The organism is Silvanigrella sp. (genome assembly GCF_044369315.1).
In the GTDB taxonomy this organism is placed as follows: Bacteria; Bdellovibrionota_B; Oligoflexia; order Silvanigrellales; family Silvanigrellaceae; genus Silvanigrella.
Genome location: NZ_JBIPMD010000047.1, coordinates 1 through 17,643 on the forward strand (window position 1 = coordinate 1; position 17,643 = coordinate 17,643).

Annotated in this window: 14 protein-coding genes; 11 read left to right on the forward strand and 3 right to left on the reverse strand. The window is 30.2% G+C overall.

Features of this window, described 5'->3' with window-relative positions; all coding sequences use genetic code 11:
- The 3 genes from ACIQ56_RS06035 to ACIQ56_RS06045 form a co-directional block, all read left to right on the forward strand.
- A partial coding sequence (locus ACIQ56_RS06035; RefSeq protein ID WP_397600170.1) for a tetratricopeptide repeat protein occupies positions 1 to 970 on the forward strand: 970 nt, incomplete at its 5' end.
- A gap of 3 nt (positions 971 to 973) precedes the next feature.
- A complete protein-coding gene (locus ACIQ56_RS06040; protein WP_397600171.1) occupies positions 974 to 1,357 on the forward strand; it encodes an Hpt domain-containing protein in 384 nt (127 codons plus the stop codon).
- Between the two features lie 11 nt (positions 1,358 to 1,368).
- A complete protein-coding gene (locus tag ACIQ56_RS06045; protein ID WP_397600172.1) occupies positions 1,369 to 2,148 on the forward strand; it encodes a response regulator in 780 nt (259 codons plus the stop codon).
- Between the two features lie 2 nt (positions 2,149 to 2,150).
- On the opposite strand, the gene ACIQ56_RS06050 is transcribed toward ACIQ56_RS06045, so the two are convergent.
- Both ACIQ56_RS06050 and ACIQ56_RS06055 read right to left on the reverse strand, forming a co-directional pair.
- Positions 2,151 to 2,807, reverse strand: a complete 657-nt coding sequence (locus ACIQ56_RS06050; RefSeq protein WP_397600173.1) for a phosphatase PAP2 family protein — start codon at positions 2,805 to 2,807, stop codon at positions 2,151 to 2,153.
- Positions 2,808 to 2,836: 29 nt separating this feature from the next.
- Positions 2,837 to 3,517: a DUF6901 family protein gene (locus ACIQ56_RS06055; protein WP_397600174.1), complete on the reverse strand. Its 681-nt coding sequence runs from the start codon at positions 3,515 to 3,517 to the stop codon at positions 2,837 to 2,839.
- A gap of 195 nt (positions 3,518 to 3,712) precedes the next feature.
- On the opposite strand from ACIQ56_RS06055, the gene ACIQ56_RS06060 reads away from it, so the two are divergent.
- Both ACIQ56_RS06060 and ACIQ56_RS06065 read left to right on the forward strand, forming a co-directional pair.
- The gene (locus tag ACIQ56_RS06060; protein ID WP_397600175.1) at positions 3,713 to 6,601 is read left to right on the forward strand and encodes a response regulator; all 2,889 of its coding nucleotides are present in this window, start codon (positions 3,713 to 3,715) and stop codon (positions 6,599 to 6,601) included.
- A gap of 31 nt (positions 6,602 to 6,632) precedes the next feature.
- Positions 6,633 to 8,858 (forward strand): response regulator, encoded by a 2,226-nt coding sequence (locus ACIQ56_RS06065; RefSeq protein WP_397600176.1) that lies wholly within the window; start codon positions 6,633 to 6,635, stop codon positions 8,856 to 8,858.
- Here ACIQ56_RS06065 and ACIQ56_RS06070 read toward each other — a convergent pair.
- Positions 8,848 to 12,519, reverse strand: a complete 3,672-nt coding sequence (locus ACIQ56_RS06070) for a transglycosylase domain-containing protein (protein ID WP_397600177.1) — start codon at positions 12,517 to 12,519, stop codon at positions 8,848 to 8,850. The genes ACIQ56_RS06065 and ACIQ56_RS06070 overlap by 11 nt on opposite strands.
- Before the next feature lie 6 nt (positions 12,520 to 12,525).
- On the opposite strand from ACIQ56_RS06070, the gene lgt reads away from it, so the two are divergent.
- The 6 genes from lgt to ACIQ56_RS06100 form a co-directional block, all read left to right on the forward strand.
- On the forward strand, positions 12,526 to 13,698 hold the full coding sequence (gene lgt / locus ACIQ56_RS06075) for a prolipoprotein diacylglyceryl transferase (RefSeq protein WP_397600178.1): 1,173 nt from the start codon (positions 12,526 to 12,528) through the stop codon (positions 13,696 to 13,698).
- Entirely contained in the window at positions 13,695 to 14,501 is an 807-nt protein-coding gene (locus ACIQ56_RS06080) for a phosphatase PAP2 family protein (protein WP_397600179.1), read from the forward strand. The genes lgt and ACIQ56_RS06080 overlap by 4 nt, the downstream gene beginning before the upstream one ends.
- An 84-nt stretch (positions 14,502 to 14,585) precedes the next feature.
- Complete coding sequence (locus tag ACIQ56_RS06085; protein WP_397600180.1) at positions 14,586 to 15,077, forward strand: hypothetical protein; 492 nt, start codon at positions 14,586 to 14,588, stop codon at positions 15,075 to 15,077.
- Between the two features lie 19 nt (positions 15,078 to 15,096).
- A complete protein-coding gene (locus tag ACIQ56_RS06090; RefSeq protein WP_397600181.1) occupies positions 15,097 to 15,816 on the forward strand; it encodes an outer membrane lipoprotein carrier protein LolA in 720 nt (239 codons plus the stop codon).
- 9 nt (positions 15,817 to 15,825) lie between these two features.
- Positions 15,826 to 17,205 carry a diadenylate cyclase CdaA gene (gene cdaA / locus ACIQ56_RS06095; protein ID WP_397600182.1) on the forward strand — a complete coding sequence of 460 codons (1,380 nt, stop codon included), beginning with the start codon at positions 15,826 to 15,828 and terminating at the stop codon, positions 17,203 to 17,205.
- The coding region (locus tag ACIQ56_RS06100; RefSeq protein WP_397600183.1) for a hypothetical protein at positions 17,205 to 17,643 on the forward strand (439 nt) is incomplete at its 3' end. The genes cdaA and ACIQ56_RS06100, both read left to right, overlap by 1 nt.

Sequence of the window (17,643 nt, forward strand, 5' to 3'; positions counted from 1 at the left end):
AGAAATTAAAAGAACTCCAATTTTAATGGTAGGACCAGAGCTAACAAAAGATGAAATGTTACGTTTTCCTGAAGCAGCTCCCGATGGATATTTACGAATTCCTTTTGTAATGAAAGATCTCTCCTCACAAATTTCTCAAACATTAGTAAAATATCGCGATATAAATAATATCGAAGTTGAATATGAATTAGCTCGTTATTTATATATAAGTGGTGAATATGAAAATGCGTTAGAAGCTTATAAAAGTATTTCACTTAGAAATTTATCTTCTGCAAGGGCTTTTGTTGGAATTGCAAGATGCCACAGAGCTTTAGGTAACATACCTGAAGCAGAAAAAAACTTACGACTAGCAATGCAAAACAACAAAAATTATGTTCAAGCTTATTTTGATTTAGGGGTTTGTTTATTAGCATCGGATAGAAAACAATCTGCAATTAAAGCATTTGATCAAGCCATTAGTATAAATCCTAAAAATCCGATCCGCTATGAAGAAGCGGCAAATGTGTTAACTCGCTGTGAACTTTACGAAGAAGCAGAGAGTTACCTTATGCGAGCTATTAATATGAAAATTGTTTATCCTAAATTATATGCTCAAGTTGGAAGAAATTTTCTAGTTCAAAAGAAAAAAGATAAAGCTCTCGATTTTTTGCAAAGAGCTGTTGAACAAGATCCGAAAAATCCAAGTTTTTTAAACAGTATAGGAATTTGTTATAAAGAAATGGGTAAATTCGAAGATTCTATATCAAGTTATAATTTAGCATTAAAAATAACTCCGACAGATGTAAAAATTATGTATAATAAAGTTCTTTGTTTAGTTAATATGAAAGATTATGATAGAGCTAAAAAGGTTTGCCAGCAAATTTTAAAATATGATCCTAAATTTGAAAGAGCTCAACAGAAAATTCTTGAAATTAATAAACTCAATGAAACTCCATCCGAACCAAAATATAGAGGGGTTATTCCAAAATAATATATGAATACAACATCACTTTTAGATGAAGAAATAATTACAAGCATGAAAGAATTGGGTAACGGGGATGAAGAATTCTCAAATAGACTTTTAATCGTACAATTAATGACTGTTTATTTAGATAATTTACAAGAACGAATTAAAGAATTAACTCTTGCAATGCAAAATAACGACGCTTCTATCATTGAACGATCCGCTCACACATTAAAATCAAGCTCTAGGCTAATAGGATTGATTTCTTTAGCTGAAGATTGCCAATTACTAGAAGACATCGGATTTTCAAAAAAATTAGATGGTTCTCAAGAAATTTTTAATAGAATAGACACAACATGTAAAAAAGTTCCCGAAGTTTTAAAAAATAAAATAAAAGAATTAGAAGCTTCTTAACAGAGGTCAATGTGGCTACAAAATCTATATTAATTGTTGATGATGCTGCCGAAACCAGAATTTTTTTAAAAGGTATTATCAATTCGTTAGGGTTTGCTCACTTTGAAGCAAAAAGTGGGATCGATGCTTTAAAAATTTTAAATGACCACATGATAGATCTTGTAATTTTAGATGTCTTAATGCCAAACTTCGATGGCTATCAGACTCTCGAATTTATAAATAAGTTAAAACAAAAACAAGAAATTAAAGTTGTCTTTTTAACTGGAAAAAAAGGGGAGTTAGACCAGGCTAAAATTGATGAATTAAAACCAGATGATCTCATACATAAAACAGTCGAAATTCAGGTACTAAAAACAAAACTTAAAAAATTACTGGATGGTAGCATTCCTCCGACAAAACCACCAATAGCAACACCTGCTGCTACACAAACTCAAGCGACAGCTGCAACAGTCAGTACTCAATCACCAGCAACGCCTAAGGCTGCAACACCAAGTCCTGCACAAGCAGCACCAAAACCAGCAGCTCCCCCAGGAACAGCTCCTGCAGAATCAAAATTAGACTTAGCCGCAAAAATAACGAATATGCCTATTGAGCTTGACATCAAAATAATTAAGTTAACACAATCAGGAATTACTTTTTCTGCTAAACTTCAATTTAAAGAAGGCGCTCAACTTTCTATCGATTGTCAAAAAGCAGCAGCGGCATTAAAGAAAACGGGTGAATTAAATGTAAAAGTTTTAAAATGCGTTCCTGAAGGTGATCTTTATATTGTAAATACCCAACACGCTTAAAATCAAATATGTTGAGAATATTCTTTTTTTGCAAAATATTTAAATGAAAAATAGACAAAAAAACTTATAATTGATCCTAAATAAATAGCAGATAAAATATCACTTAAAAAATGAAATTGTAATAAAATTAATGAAAGAATAATTAAAAAAGAACCTATAAAATAGAATATTCTGTATTTAGGATAAACTAAATAGAATAAAGTAGAAGCAGAAACAACAATAATAGTATGACCTGAAGGAAATGCGGATATGGAATGAAAGTCTTGAAACCATTTAAAATTATCATTATTTGTTTTTAAAAAATAAATTACATTATTACGACTAAAAATAAATTTAAAAATAACTTTCATTCCCAATGCAATATTTAAGGTTATTGCTAATAAAAATATAGCAATATGAATTTTTTTTACATCTTTTTTAAAGCACATATTAAATGCAATAAAAACAATCATTAAAGGAGATAAAGCAAATAAAATATAAGGAATATATGATATCCATTTCGGAGTTTCATAAAATAATATAAATTTAAATTGGTTTGAATGAATATGAATTTCGTTTATCAAATGAGCTAATTTTTTATCGAAAAATACAATAGAAAAGATGATTAATTGAATAAAAAGAAGATTTATAAAACAGATTTTTATTAATTTTTTTTTCATTTAAAATTCCAATCTCAATTAAAAAAAATCTAGCTTACTATAAACTGTTTTTTCAACACATCTAAATACTCTTCTATTGCTAAAGAAAGCAATTGAGATTGGGAAGAAAAAGACACTATTGCATTTAAATTCGCATCTGCTTTACTGGCAACTTTGATTCTTTCAAAAAAACAAGCATTCACAATTTGAATTTGATCAAAATAATTAGGTAATCCTTCTAATGTCCAATCAGGAACCCCTCCTTCTTTTACCTTAAAATATTGTTTTAATAAATAAGAAGAAACAGATCGAAAAACAGTTTCCTCCATAGAAGCAAAAGGCAAATGATAATATGCCATTCCTTTTAAATCTTTTAGAATTGGGCAAGAACTGGTGGCCATAATAAGACCTATTAGAGCCTTTAAAGCTGTTTGTGCATCGCATTCTTTAAAATAAGTTCGATTTTCTGTTTCCACATAAGTTTGAATCATTTCTGTGGATAAAACAGAATGAAACTCTCTCATGGCTAATTGTACGTCTAAAGCAGGCGGGCATTTTTTATATTCTTCTAATTTCAAAGGACAATTTGTACATTTATTAAATTCTAAATTTGTCCATTCAACATCGCTATTTTCTTTATTTTCAACAACAGAGCCAATTCTTTCTATATCTACAGTAAAAGTAGATTCTCGTTTATCTTCAAAAATAAATTTATAGATAATTTTAGACAAAAATCCCCCGAAAGATAAAATGAATTTCTGAATAAAAATCGGAAGATCATCCATAACATATAACTTAGAGTCAAAATATCAACATCTATTTATAAGTTTAGACGCGTCATTTTTATTTTGTTTTCTCAAAACAAAAAGTTTATTTGAGTTTATCCGATGAATAATCGGGAAATTTTTAATAGGACATGTAAAATTATGTTTTGTTATTTGGAAGAAAAAATCCAAAGTCTAAATATAGGAAAAAGAAGGCTCTTAATTATGGGCACAATTATTTGTGCCTTATTTTTAGGTTATTTTGCAAGCTATTATAATTCTGAAAGCATTTTTAAATCTTTCGAAAATATTATTTTTATTGGTAATATGTTTTTCTCTTTTTCCTTAATTTCTTTTTTCTCATTTAGAAGAAAATTTTCAAAAAGACCTTATTCTAAAATTCATTATTTTTCTCAATCGTTTATTATTTTATCCTTAATTACAATTGTCTTAATGGATAATAATTTCATAAAATTTCAAGAAAAAGAAAAAATAATTTTAATTATAAATATATTTATTTGGTATGCTGTTTCCTTAAATATATCTATTATATATTCCATTAACAAAAACAATAAAATGGAATACTTAGTAAGAAACAAAACAAATCCTATAGTTTATCTCTTTTTTTTATCGCTTTTATCTATCCCTTTAATCAATATATTAAATTTAAACTTAATTATTTCATTATGCATTATTCAAATAGCTCCTATTGCATCATTAATAACATCAATTGAAAATATGCCTCAAAAAAATGAGAGAAATGAACTTATTCTTGTAACTTTATTTATCGCAGTTTTTTGTTGCTGCTATTCTTTAGGAATCGTTCTAAGTCCTATTAAAATTCAAAGCCATTTATTAAACGAAATAGATCTCATGTTAATTTTAAGCACATTATCACTTAGAAATCATATTAAACTAACCACAGAATTTAATAAAATTCATGAATTTTCAATTACCCTTGCTAGAAAAATGGGTGAATTGAGTTTAATGCATATAGAAGCTCAAAAATCTGAAATTGCTAAAGAGAATTTTTTAGCGACAATGAGTCATGAAATCAGAACTCCTGTTAATGGAATTATTGGACATGCTGAACTTTTAAATGACACCAATATCAATGAAGAACAAAAAAGATTATTAAGCATGATTACCATTAGCAGCAATAATTTAATGAAGTTAATTAACGAAGTTCTTGATTTACCAAATTTAATTTCTGGACATATTATTTTAAGTAAAGAAAAAATTGATGTTTCTGAACTTGTTGAAAGTGTTATCGATGTCGTTAGCCCTAAAAGTTTTGAAAAAGGTTTGGATTTAACCTATTTTATTGAACCCTCTGTCCCTCAAGAAATCATTGGAGATCACAAAAGAATAGGTCAAATTCTCCTGAATTTATGCAATAATGCACTTAAATTCACAGAAAAAGGTGAAGTTTTTATTGGCGTAACACAAATAGATGAATTAGATGAAAAACATGTCGAACTTTTATTTGAAGTAAAAGACACAGGCATTGGAATTCCTGCAAATAAAATAAAAAAATTATTTAAAGCCTATTCACAAACAGATGCTTCGATTTCCAGAAAATTTGGAGGCACTGGTCTTGGCCTTGCTATATCTGCTCAATTAATTGAACTTATGAAAGGAAAAATTTGGGTAGAAAGTATTGTAGGAAAAGGAACACGGTTTCTATTTACTTTAAAAAGTGAAATTCCAACTGAATTTTTACCTTCAAACTATGATATTTCTAATTTAAACGGTTTAAAATGCCTTGTTATTTCTGAAAATCCAACCATGCGCTATATTTTAGGAAGAAGATTTAAACAATGGAAAATGGGCGCAAAAATTGTATCTAAATTTGAAGAAGCACAAAGCATTATTGGAATAGAAGAATTTAGAGTTTTAATAGTAGATATTGTAAGTGAAAGCAAAAAAGCGGTGATGTTTTTAAAAGCAAACCAAATAAATCCTACTGGAAGAATTCCTTCAATTGCTCTTATCTCTTTAGGTAAAAATGCAACACCAGATTTACATCAAATAGCAAACGAAACAATAACGAAACCTCTAAAAACGGAAACATTAGCAAAAACAATTGCAAAAATTATAAATAAAAAGGAAGTCTCAAAAGATATTCCATTAACAATACAAGCTCAATCTGATGTTCCTACAATTAATGCATTTAATAAAAACTTGCCTTTAGATAAAATTAAAAATTTAAAAATACTTGTTGCAGAAGACAATCCAGTAAATCAAAAATTAATTAAAAGTGTTTTAACTAAAATGGGATTTACACCTAAATTAGTAGAAAATGGAAGACTTGCAGTTGAAGAAGAAGAAAAAGAAAAATATGATTTGATCTTAATGGATCTTCAAATGCCTGAAATGGACGGCATTAATGCTACAAAAAATATAATTATAAATGCTCGCAAAAGAACTCGTCCAAAAATTATTGCCGTAACTGCAAATGCCATGCCAGGTGATAAAGAAAGATGTTTAGATGCTGGAATGGATGATTATATTTCAAAACCAATTCAGTTTCAATTATTATCCGAAAAAATTACTCAGTGGGTTAATTTAGATAAATTAACAGAATCAAATAATGAAAAAGATTCAAATAAATTACCCCCCCAAGTTACAACTCCAAGTACAGGAGTCCCTCCAATGGATGCTGAAAAAACACCGCAATCTCTTAAATTGCTTGTTGCAGAAGATAATGCTGTAAATCAAAAACTAATCATAAGTATTCTAAAAAAATTGGGATACAATGCTACATTAGTTGAAAATGGACTACTTGCATATGAAGCTTGCTTAAAAGAAAAATATGACATTATAATTATGGATCTTCAAATGCCCGTTATGGATGGGCTTGATGCCAGTAGAAAAATAAAATCAAGCGATTCCATAAATCCCAAACCAACTATTATTGCCTTAACTGCAAACGCCATGACAGGAGATAAAGAAAGATGTCTTGGAGCAGGAATGGACGATTATATGACAAAGCCAATACAAATTAAAATATTGGAAGAAAATTTAAAAAAATGGGGAAATATAAAGTAAGCTATTACGTTATTACTTAAGGTGAAATGAGATGATTCATATTAGAAATATTTATTGGAAATTGCCTTTTTTCTTGGTAAGTAAAAAATCACTTTCCATTCTTCTTATTTTATCTATTTTAATAATGTATTATAATAAAAACATTATAGATTATAAATTATTATTGACATTTTATTGCACATCTGCATGGATAATTACAGCTACATATTTATTATTTAAATTAGTTTATATAAGTGGTATAAATCAATATTTACTTTATTCCAAAATTATTGCTATTTATGCTATTTTATCATGGATAGAAATATCTATTTTACTTATTAACGATCCTACTTTAATTAAAATCACCCCATTTATACAAAAAATTCCACTTTTAGCTTTTTACATTTATATTGTTATATATAAATATAGATATAGAATGAAAGTAAATAGAATGGAACCGTGGATTACAGGCATATACTATTTAACAATTCCTTATTTAATTTTATCGATTTATAATTACTTTATTCCTAACAATGCAGGAAAATTCGTTGAAGTTTTTACTTTATTTTATATTGACTTAATTGCATTTTCACATGCTATATCTGTTTCTTTAAAAGAATATTTAAGACTTGGAAATCTTCAAGACGACATGGAAAAAAGAAATATTGAAATTTTACAGTTTGCACAAAAAGCTAAAGAATCAACCAGAATGAAAGGAGAATTTTTGGCTAATATGAGCCATGAATTAAGAACTCCTCTTAATGGAATTTTAGGATCTGCAACTCTTTTAATAGGAACAAAATTAAATCAAGAACAAAGAAATTATCTTGAAACTTTAAGAATATGTGGAAATAATTTACTTGTTATTATTAACGAAATTTTAGACTATTCAAAAATAGAGGCTAATAAATTAGAATTAGAGCATATTCCTTTTGAAATAAATTCTTGCATTGAAAATGTTTTTGAATTGCTTGCACCTGCTGCAGCTGCACAAGAAACAGATTTAATTTATTTTATTGATTATGATGTTCCAAAATTAATTGTAAGCGATTATACTAGAGTTCAACAAGTACTTACTCATTTAGTCGATAATGCCATTAAATTTACAAATAAAGGTCATGCCTTAGTAAAAGTCAGTAATGAAAAAACAGAAAAAGGAAAGTTTTTAATTAAATTTGAAATTATTGATACTGGTAGAGGTATTTCAAGAAAAGATATTAATAAATTATTTAAGTCATTTTCCCAAATTGATGATTCTTCAACTCGAAAATATGGTGGAACAGGTTTAGGACTGAGTATTGCAAAAAGACTTACCGAATTAATGGGTGGTTTTATAGGAGTTAAAAGCGAATCTGGAAAAGGTTCTACATTTACGTTTACTGTCGCTGTTGATTATGAAGAAGCAGAAAAATTAAGCTTAGAAAAAGATAAAGATAATGAATCTAAAATGTTACAGTTGAAAAATAAAATTGCTTTTATTGTTGAAAAAAATCCAATTCAATTAGAAGCCATAAGACAAAAATTAGAAAAATGGGGGCTTGAAGCTTATACGGCCTCAAGCCATCTTGAAACGATCGAAATTCCATCTCAAGTTCCTCCAAACTTTGTCATTATTTCCATAGATGATTTTGAATACGAAAAAATAAGAACCGAGTTGATATCAAAATATATGGATCAAACAATTATTTTTTTGGCAATATTAAAAAACTCTAGTATTTATTATTCTGAAGAAAAGTTTTTACCTAAAGGTTTTGCTTCGGCAATAAATAAACCAATTCGTTTATCTCAAATATTAGAATCCTTGATCGATACTTCTACTGCAAAACAAAAAGGAAGTATTGCAGGGATAAAACTAGATCAATCCAAAGTATCTGACCTATTTCCGTTAAGAATTCTTGTTGCTGAAGATAATGTGGTGAATCAAAAATTAATTACAAACATGCTAAAAAAATTTGGTTACCTTTGCGATATTGTTGCAAATGGAAATGAAGTTTTAGAAGCCTTAACTCGAAATCAGTATGATATTATTTTAATGGATGTACAAATGCCTGATCTCGATGGCATAGAGGCTACAAAAAGAATTGTTATTAAATATCCAAAAAGTGCGAGTCGTCCCCATGTTATTGCGATGACAGCACATGCTCGTGGTGCCGAAGGACAGGTTTGTTTAGATGCTGGCATGGAAGGTTACTTAGGAAAACCAATTGATATGAAAGAACTCAAGCAAGTGCTTGAGTTCTGGGGAAACAAAGTAAACAAATTAAAATCTACGGCTTAAGTTTTAATACAGAAGGAGGTGGAGGAAGATCGTCTCCTAAACCTTTATCTCCTGCTCGTGCTTTTGGTAAATCTTCATCATCAGCAGAATTTAATGAACTTTTATCGCTATTGGTATCCGTTTTTCCTGAAATACTTGATAAAGGAACAGGTATTACAGGGGTATTTTGTTGCTGATTTTTTTCGTTACCTTCTGCTTGTTCTGTTACGCCAAGGCTCACAACCTGCGCTTGCGGAGGCGGAATTGGGGTGTAAAAAGAAACTCTTCTTTTTGGAACAAAAATACCATCCGAAGTGGAACCAGGTAAATAAACTTTAAATAATCTTTGCCCTGTGTCTGAATAATCATTTGCATAAGGATTATCTGCTTGTGTAGTATCATTGTCTTCTTCTGGATCTTGAGAAGATACAAAAACCCAGGAGTTGATAGGAACGACAACTTGCGATAAACCAGAGCCATAATCAAATGGAATATTATGAGCTTTTTTGCTTATTAAATATTTCCAATCTAATTTTTCTGCATAATCTTGATCTTTTATAATTGCCAAAGCGATTTCTTCCCACGCAGGAATAGCGGCACCACCATAAACTCGGTAACCTTTACGTACCATCGGTTCATTGCTATCGTAACCAATATAGGAAGCTATCGTATAAGCATTATCTGGTGATAATATGTCACCTTTCGAATTTGGATAAGGTAAAAATCCAATATAGGTACCATTTTTATATTCATTTGTCGTTCCTGTTTTTCCGAAAGCAGGAACTTTTATTTGTGATTCTGATAATTGTTTATCAACATCTTCATCATTAGATCTTAAAACAATACTTTTATTTAAGACAAATGCAGTTCCACCAGTAACAGTTCCTCTTAAAGTATTTAGCATAGAAGCGGAATAAAAATTATCCGAAAATTGATATTCTTTCGCTTTTGCTTCCCAAAGTAAATTCCCACTTGCATCTTCTATTCGTTTAATTAACAACAACTGATTAGGTTGCGCAATATTAAAATAACGGTAAGTTTTTCCAGTTAAAAATGTTTGATACATTAAAGCAAGATCCGCTAAAGTAACATCATTGGAGCCTAGAGAGAAAGAGGGAACCCATTTCATTGGTTCTTGAACACCCATATCATTAACCATATTTGCTGCATAATACATACCTAAAGAGTATTTAAAATCAGCATTCCAAAAGAGTCTTTCTAAAGGTGGTGCAGACTGCACTTCTTTCCATTTTTTGGCAATTTCAGAGTTTATGTTATCTAATATAGATAAAGGAACAACTCCGTCTAATAATACATTTGAAATATTTAAACTACTTGGATTTGCTCTTACAAAAGTTAACAAAGAATCAATACTCATTGGTGTAGCACGAACAGGCGAAACAATATTAATTGTTACCTCAGGACGCCAAGGATTTTGAGATTGAAAAACAAGGGTGCCATCTTCTGTTTTAGCAAATGAAGAAAAGAAATCTCTATCCGTTTCAGAAATAGGAGAACCACTTACAATTTTATTTAAGGAATCGATAGCTTTACGTGCTTGTGATGCATTTTTATTCCATCTTAGTAAATTATTCTTTAAAATATTTAATCGTAATTCTTTTTCTTTAGGTGGTAATTCTTTTTCCTCAGTTAATATTTGTTCTTGTTTATCAAAGCCATTCCCAAAATGTAATGTTCTTAAAAAAACTTTTAATTTAGAATTACCAACAACAGATAAATCGGAAAGCAGATCGATTTTTACTTTTTCAAGAATACCCGATTTAATATAAATTTCATTATCTGCAGATGCATTAAACTTGTTTGCAATTAAAGATAAACTTTGCTCAATTGACTTCCCGTTGCCTGTAATTTCTAGAAAATTTAATAAATCTAAATATTGATCATAACTTAATTTATCTAACAAATGTTTTAATAACCAAACACTTGCTAAGTTTTCAGACTTTGCACCAGCTCCTAATATAGTAGTTTCTAAACTCGTAATTGCATGGTCTGGTCTAGGATAATAAAAAACTCCTTGCCATGTAAATGCATCTCTAATATTAGAAAGAGGATCTAAGACTGTCCATCCTAATTGTTGTGCTGCATAATAAACTGGTGTTTTAAATGAAGAACCTGGCTGCCTTTCCGCAAAAATAGCTCGATTATATTCGCTTGAAGAAAAGCCCCCCGCCATTGCAATAATTTTGCCTTTATCAAGAACAATGGCAGCTCCTTGAACTCTTGGCCTTGATTCTAAATCACAAAACATAGTGCCATCAGATTTGATTTTTGTTACACTTGTTAAAACATATTGACCAACATGCATTGAATTAAGCAAACTCTCTACGGATTTCTTTTTACCACGTCTAAATGGCTGATCTGATACTAAAGAAACACGATTTATTGCATCTGTATTTATTGTACAAGTTGGAATTCCATAACTAATAGTTACTTTTTCACTTTCTGGAGATTTATCTATATTTTCAATTTTACCTACATAAAAACCGTATAACTCTGGTTTTTGTATGTTAACAAAATTGGATTGAGGTTCTGCACTAAATCCATTTAATATAATTTGAATACGACTTAAATTTTGTCTTAAACCATATTGAGCTGCCCCTTGAATATCTTTTTCAAGAGTGGTGGTTAAACGTAGCCCCATTGTTCCCACTTCATCCACATTATTTGCACCTATTGCAGATAATATTTCTGGACGTGAAAGTTGTTTTAAAATAATTTGATTGACAGCAAGTTCATTAAATTGAAACTTCCCTTGATTAAAAGGAACAGGCTCTTTTATAGAATCGTCATATTGTTGTTTCGTTATTTTTTGAGTTTTGAGAAGTCTTTCTAGAACATAGTTTTTCCGAATTAAAGCTTCTCTTCTCGCCTTTTCCTGACCTACAACAGAAGTTTTTGTAAATGGATTATATTTTTCTGGTCCTTTTACACTTCCTGCAATAAAAGCTGATTCAATTAAATTTAAATCTTCGACATTTTTATTAAAGTAATATTTTGCGGCGACACCAACACCACGACCATTACCTGTGACATGAAATTGATTTAAATAAAACTCAAGAATTTGTTCTTTTGAATACATTTTTTCTAATTTAAAAGCATTGATCATTTCTTGAAATTTAGTATAAATATCTGTTTCTTTACGCCCAAAAAGATTTTTTACTGTTTGTTGCGTAATTGTAGAGGCTCCCTGCCTTGTTTTAAATACAATATTATGAATAGCTGCTCGCAAAATTCCTTTAGGATCTATGCCAACATTCGTATAAAAATCTTCATCTTCGGCAGCAACTATGGAGTCTTTCATCGTTTGAGGAATTTGATCAATATTTACATAAATTCTATGTTCTTGACCAAATAAACTTCCTAATTGTGATTGTCCATCAGCATAATATAAGACTGTTTCTTTCGATAAAATTTCAATTATTCTTGTTTTTTCAAAATCAGAATAATTTCCCGCATACACTTGCCAAGCGACGTAACCAATACCTGCAAAAATCGGAATACAAGAAACAAAAATTAAAAATAAAAACAAAAAAATAATCTTTTTCATATGAACTCCATAATCAAGCACTCTTCTTAATGCCTTGCTTGCTTGATCAAAGCAACCTACTGTCATACAGAAAGCTAGTGTATGATAAATTTCCAAGCATACAAGAGGAGACATCGTGCCATGACACCTTCGCAATCTTATTGGACATTTGACTTAAGTCCCTACGTTTTTCAAGTTAAGAACATAAATTTTAATTGGGTAACAACTTGGTGGGGCGTTTTATTGCTTCTTGCTGTTTTTGGAGGAGGTTTATTTTTTACATGGAGTCAATGCAAAAAATTAAAAGCGAACGAAAAACAAAACCAAAATTTTGAAAATGCTTCTTTGTTATCAAAAAAAATTCAAAACATGGAATTATTTCAAACGATTTTAATATATTCTTTAGCCATTCTTTCTATTCTTTTTATTTTACAAATGATGAATATAAACTGGGGATTAAGATGGTATAGCACCATGTACTTAATTGGATTTATTTCTGTATATGTCGGTTGTATGATTTGGATTCGTAAGCGAACACTGATGTTAACCGAAAGCATGCTTATGAATTTAATAACCTTATGCATTATTGGTATGCTTATAGGTGCAAGAGCTGCTTATGTATTTGTCTATAACTGGGATTTTTATAAAACACGCCCTTTAGATGCCATTGCAACATGGGAAGGCGGTTTGTCTTTTCATGGCGGTATAATTGGTGTTTCTTTAGCTATTTTATACTATTGCCGAAAATACAAAATTCCATTTTTTCATTTAACCGATAAACTTGTTCGTGTGATCCCAATTGGAATTGGAATGGGTCGTATTGGAAATTTTTTAAATGGGGAATTATGGGGAAGACCCATTGAAGGAAATGTCTCTTGGGCGATTATTTTTCCAGAAGGTGGCGCTGTAGCAAGACATCCTAGCCAAATATACCAAAGTTTAGGGGAAGGCTGGGGATTATTTATAACCTTATATATCATATCAAGATGGAAACAAAAAGAAGGAACTCTTTCTGCTTGTTTTGTTATTTTTTATTGTCTCTATCGTTTTATTATTGAATATTTTAGAGCTGCCGATTCGCAAATTAGTTACCTTTATTTATCAAATTTCTCTTGGGCTCCTTTAAATGCTTATCCAAATGCTTCCTGGTGGCAAATATTAACAATGGGTCAAATATTATGTCTATGTTTCCTTATATTCGGTATGATAATGTTGTATTTTACTCGTAAAAATATTGTAGAATATAGTTCAGAGTGGACAAAAAGAATTGAAGAATTTCATAAAATGCATGCAGCAGAGAATAGTAAAAAATGATTTATACCGATCCTATTGAACCCCCTCAAGATACTTTTCAAAGCTCATTAAGTTGGATGAGCTTCAATCCAGGAGATTTAAAACAAGATATTGTTACCTTACCTTTGGAAGCTGGAATCATTGGTGTTATCAATGCATTTTATACACCGAAAGCAACTCCTGTATGGCCATTTAATAATGAATATCCCGATTTAGGACATCGTGCTACATCCTTACCAGGATCAAAATTGTTACCTTATGCTCTGGGCTCCGCTACGCTCGTATTAGGCGGACTCACTTTAACAAATGATAATTTCTTCATAGGAACACATATGAGAGGATGGCTTCATGCTATCCTTTTAACAGAAATTGCAACATCAACAGCAAAAATATCTTTTCAACGAAAACGCCCTTTTTATGATAATGTAAATACAGATGGCCCATCTACATATGACAATCGATTTTCATTTTTCAGTGGACATTCTTCCCATGCATTTTCTTTTGCAACTTATTCAAGCGCCCTTATGTTTGAGTATTCCAATAGTCAAATCCTAAATTGGTCTTATGCTGCTTTATCTTATTCCGCTGCAACATGGATTGCTTCCTCAAGAGTAAAAGATCATGCTCATAATGTGAGTGATGTTGTTGTTGGTGGTCTAGTGGGAACTCTCATTTCAGCCGCCGTATTTTATAGAGTTGAAAATACTATTCAAAATAAAAGAGTATCCTCTTCCAAAAAATACGAAATGCTAGCTATCCCTTATGCTTTTCATGATGAAAACAATAAATCATGGTATGGGGCAAATTTTGAAATTAAATTTTAAATAAATTTTCTATTTTCATTTTTAATTTATTCTTTTCTATAATGAAATTTAATAGTATCTTATTTAACGGAGGTGCTTATAATCATGATTTTTTTGACTCAACCTTCAATAGGTATTGTTTGTTCATCAAAAATAGAGGTGCCTAAACCTTTAACCGATTTTGCTTTTGAATTTGGAATTCTTTTAGGAAAACTTCAGTTTAAAGTTATTTTTAATGAAAATAATTCAGGATTAATAGAAGCCTTAAAAAGTGGGGTTATAAATACGAAAGGAGAGTTCAGTTCTTTAAATAAAGACCTCTCTAAAACAAAAAAATCTCAATATATTTACGAAAATTCAGATATTATTTGTTTTTTACCTGGAAGTTTAGACACGCTGAGTGAGTTCATAAAATTTATAAATATAAACAAAAATAGTAACAATAAAAAAACAATTATTATTGTAGATATTTTAAATTATTTCTCAAATTTATTAAATTGGTTTGAAGAGATCTCCTTAATAAATATGACGGACTCTCCTGCAGAAATGTTTTGTATTGCACGATCTATTTCTGATCTTGAAACCTTTTTAACTTGACTTACTATTAGAGGACATAATGTTTAAAAAAATTATTAATATAAATTTTGTTATATTATCTTTATTTGTAATTAACTCTGTTTATTCTCAAACCAAAAAAACAAGCAAATCATTTGAAACCAGATATATAGAAACGATGAAACTGGCTTCAAAACAAGAAATTTTTACCGTAAATTTTAAACAGGAAATTTATTCCGCCCTACGTGATAAAGTTTCATTATCAGATGGAGTTTTATCAATAAAAAAACCATCTTCTTTTCGGTTTGAAATTACTTCGCCACGAAAAGAAATTTATCTTTCCAATGGAAAGAATTTTTGGAAATATATTCCAGAATTAAAACATGCCCAGCACCTAAATGCGAGTTCAAATGAACTTGGATTCGTTCAGCTTTTAACCGATCTTTCAAATATTAAAAAATTTTATGATGTCTCTGAATGGAAAAAAAGTGAAGGTAAAAAAGCACAACAAGACATAAATACCTCTCATGTAAAATCTGACACTCCCCCACCACAAAATGACGATGATATCCTTTTGAGACTAACGCCTAAAGGAGACAAACAGCAAAAAGTTTTATACGCTGTTATTCAGGTGAAGACTGGTTTCATTCAAGAGCTCCGTATTGTGCAGTTAAATGGAAACCGTACAAGACTTCTTTTTGATACATATTCACCAAAACCAGTTTCAAATGATTTATTTGAATTTACTCCACCTCAAGGAATTGTCGTGGATAAGATGTAATGGGAAGGAATGAATTACTTAGAAGCATTAAAAACAATAATATCATGGAAAGCTATCCTAGACATTTCTCTAGTGGCGTTCTTACTTTATCAAATTATATCTCTTCTTAAAGGAACAAGAGCAGCTCAAGTTCTAATTGGAATGCTTGTCATATTTATAACCTATGTTTTTTCAAGCATGCTACAATTTGATACATTGCATTGGATCATCAGTAAATTTTATTCTTCCTTTATTATTGTGGTCATCGTACTTTTTCAAGATGATATTCGCCGTTTACTTACACGATTTGGTCGTGGGCCGTTTACAACAGGATTAGATTCCGTATCTGGAACAAATATTATCGATGAAATCACAAATGCAGCAAAATCCTTAAGCCACGAACGGATAGGAGCTCTTATCGTTTTTGAACGTTCCGTTGGATTAGATAAATTATACGATCATAGCATTATGCTTGATTCTGTGATCTCAGAGCAGTTATTAAGCAGCATTTTTCAATCGTTCTCTCCACTTCACGATGGCGCAGTTATCATTAAAAAAGACAGAATTAATTGCGCTTCAGCTCAATTGCCTCTTTCAAAAAACCCACGATTTTCTAAAAAAATGGGGACTCGTCATAGTGCTGCAGTTGGAATATCTGAAGAAACAGATGCTGTTGTGCTTGTCGTTAGTGAAGAAACTGGAAATATATCCATTGCCTGGGAAGGAAACTTACAAAGACAAAGCTCTTCTGAAGCTGCTCGAAAAATGCTTTCCATTCTCCTTTTACCAAGAGGACAAAACTCAAATTTAATTTATTGGATAGAAAATTTTGTATTATTTAAATATCATAAATTTATTTTAAAATTTAAATCTATTTTCAGTTCTAATAAATTACATCCATTTGATAATGACAGACGAAAATCAAATGAGAAACAAAACTCCTTACAAAAAAAAGTATCTTCACTAGAAACTTTAGCAATGCAACAAGCAGAGTTGTCTATGCAACAAGTAGAATATGAAAATAAAATTGCATCTAACGTACCAAAAAACATTCATATACGCTTTCCTAGAAGTTCAAAAATTAAAGATATAAAATCGTCGGATATTCAATTTATTTCAAGCAATATTTTAAATAAACACCAAAGTTTAAATAATGACTCTAATCTTTTAAAAGATGATGATATCGATAATTTAGAACAAGATGAAGAAAATAAAAATGCAAGCGGAAAAAATAAGGCATTAAAAGCAATTGTTGAAATTGCACCAGAAGATCGCTTTGATCCACCAATACCCAAATCTCCTCCCCCTCGAGATGTTTCCATTGGCGGTATTCCACTCGATCCTCCTATAGAAAAAAACAAGAAGGAGGAAACTCCTTTAGAAAAAATAAAAAAGGATGATAAAAAATAATGCCAGCTGGATCACACGAAAATACATCTTTTTTAAGAGATTTTATTAAACTTATTACCAATAATTTTTGGTTAAAAGTTCTCTCTGTTCTATTTGCAATAGTTATATTTTTTATTGTGAGAACAGATAAAGATTTGAGTTTTGAAAAAATTGCAAGAGTGAAGTTAATCACCTCACCCTCTATGATAATTTTAGGACAAAAAGAACGCACTTTAGATGTTACGATAAAACAACAAAATTCTATTTTTTCCATTTCCCCAACTGATATGGAATTAACGGGTGAAATTGAAATTATCAGTGAAACCCCTGGCCGCGTTCGCGTAAAGGTGAGCAGAGAAAATTTTCCAAAACTTCCAAAACAATATGCAATGCTAATTGAACGCCCCTATATTGATGTTGATATTGATAAAATTCAAGAAAAAGTTTTACCAATACAAG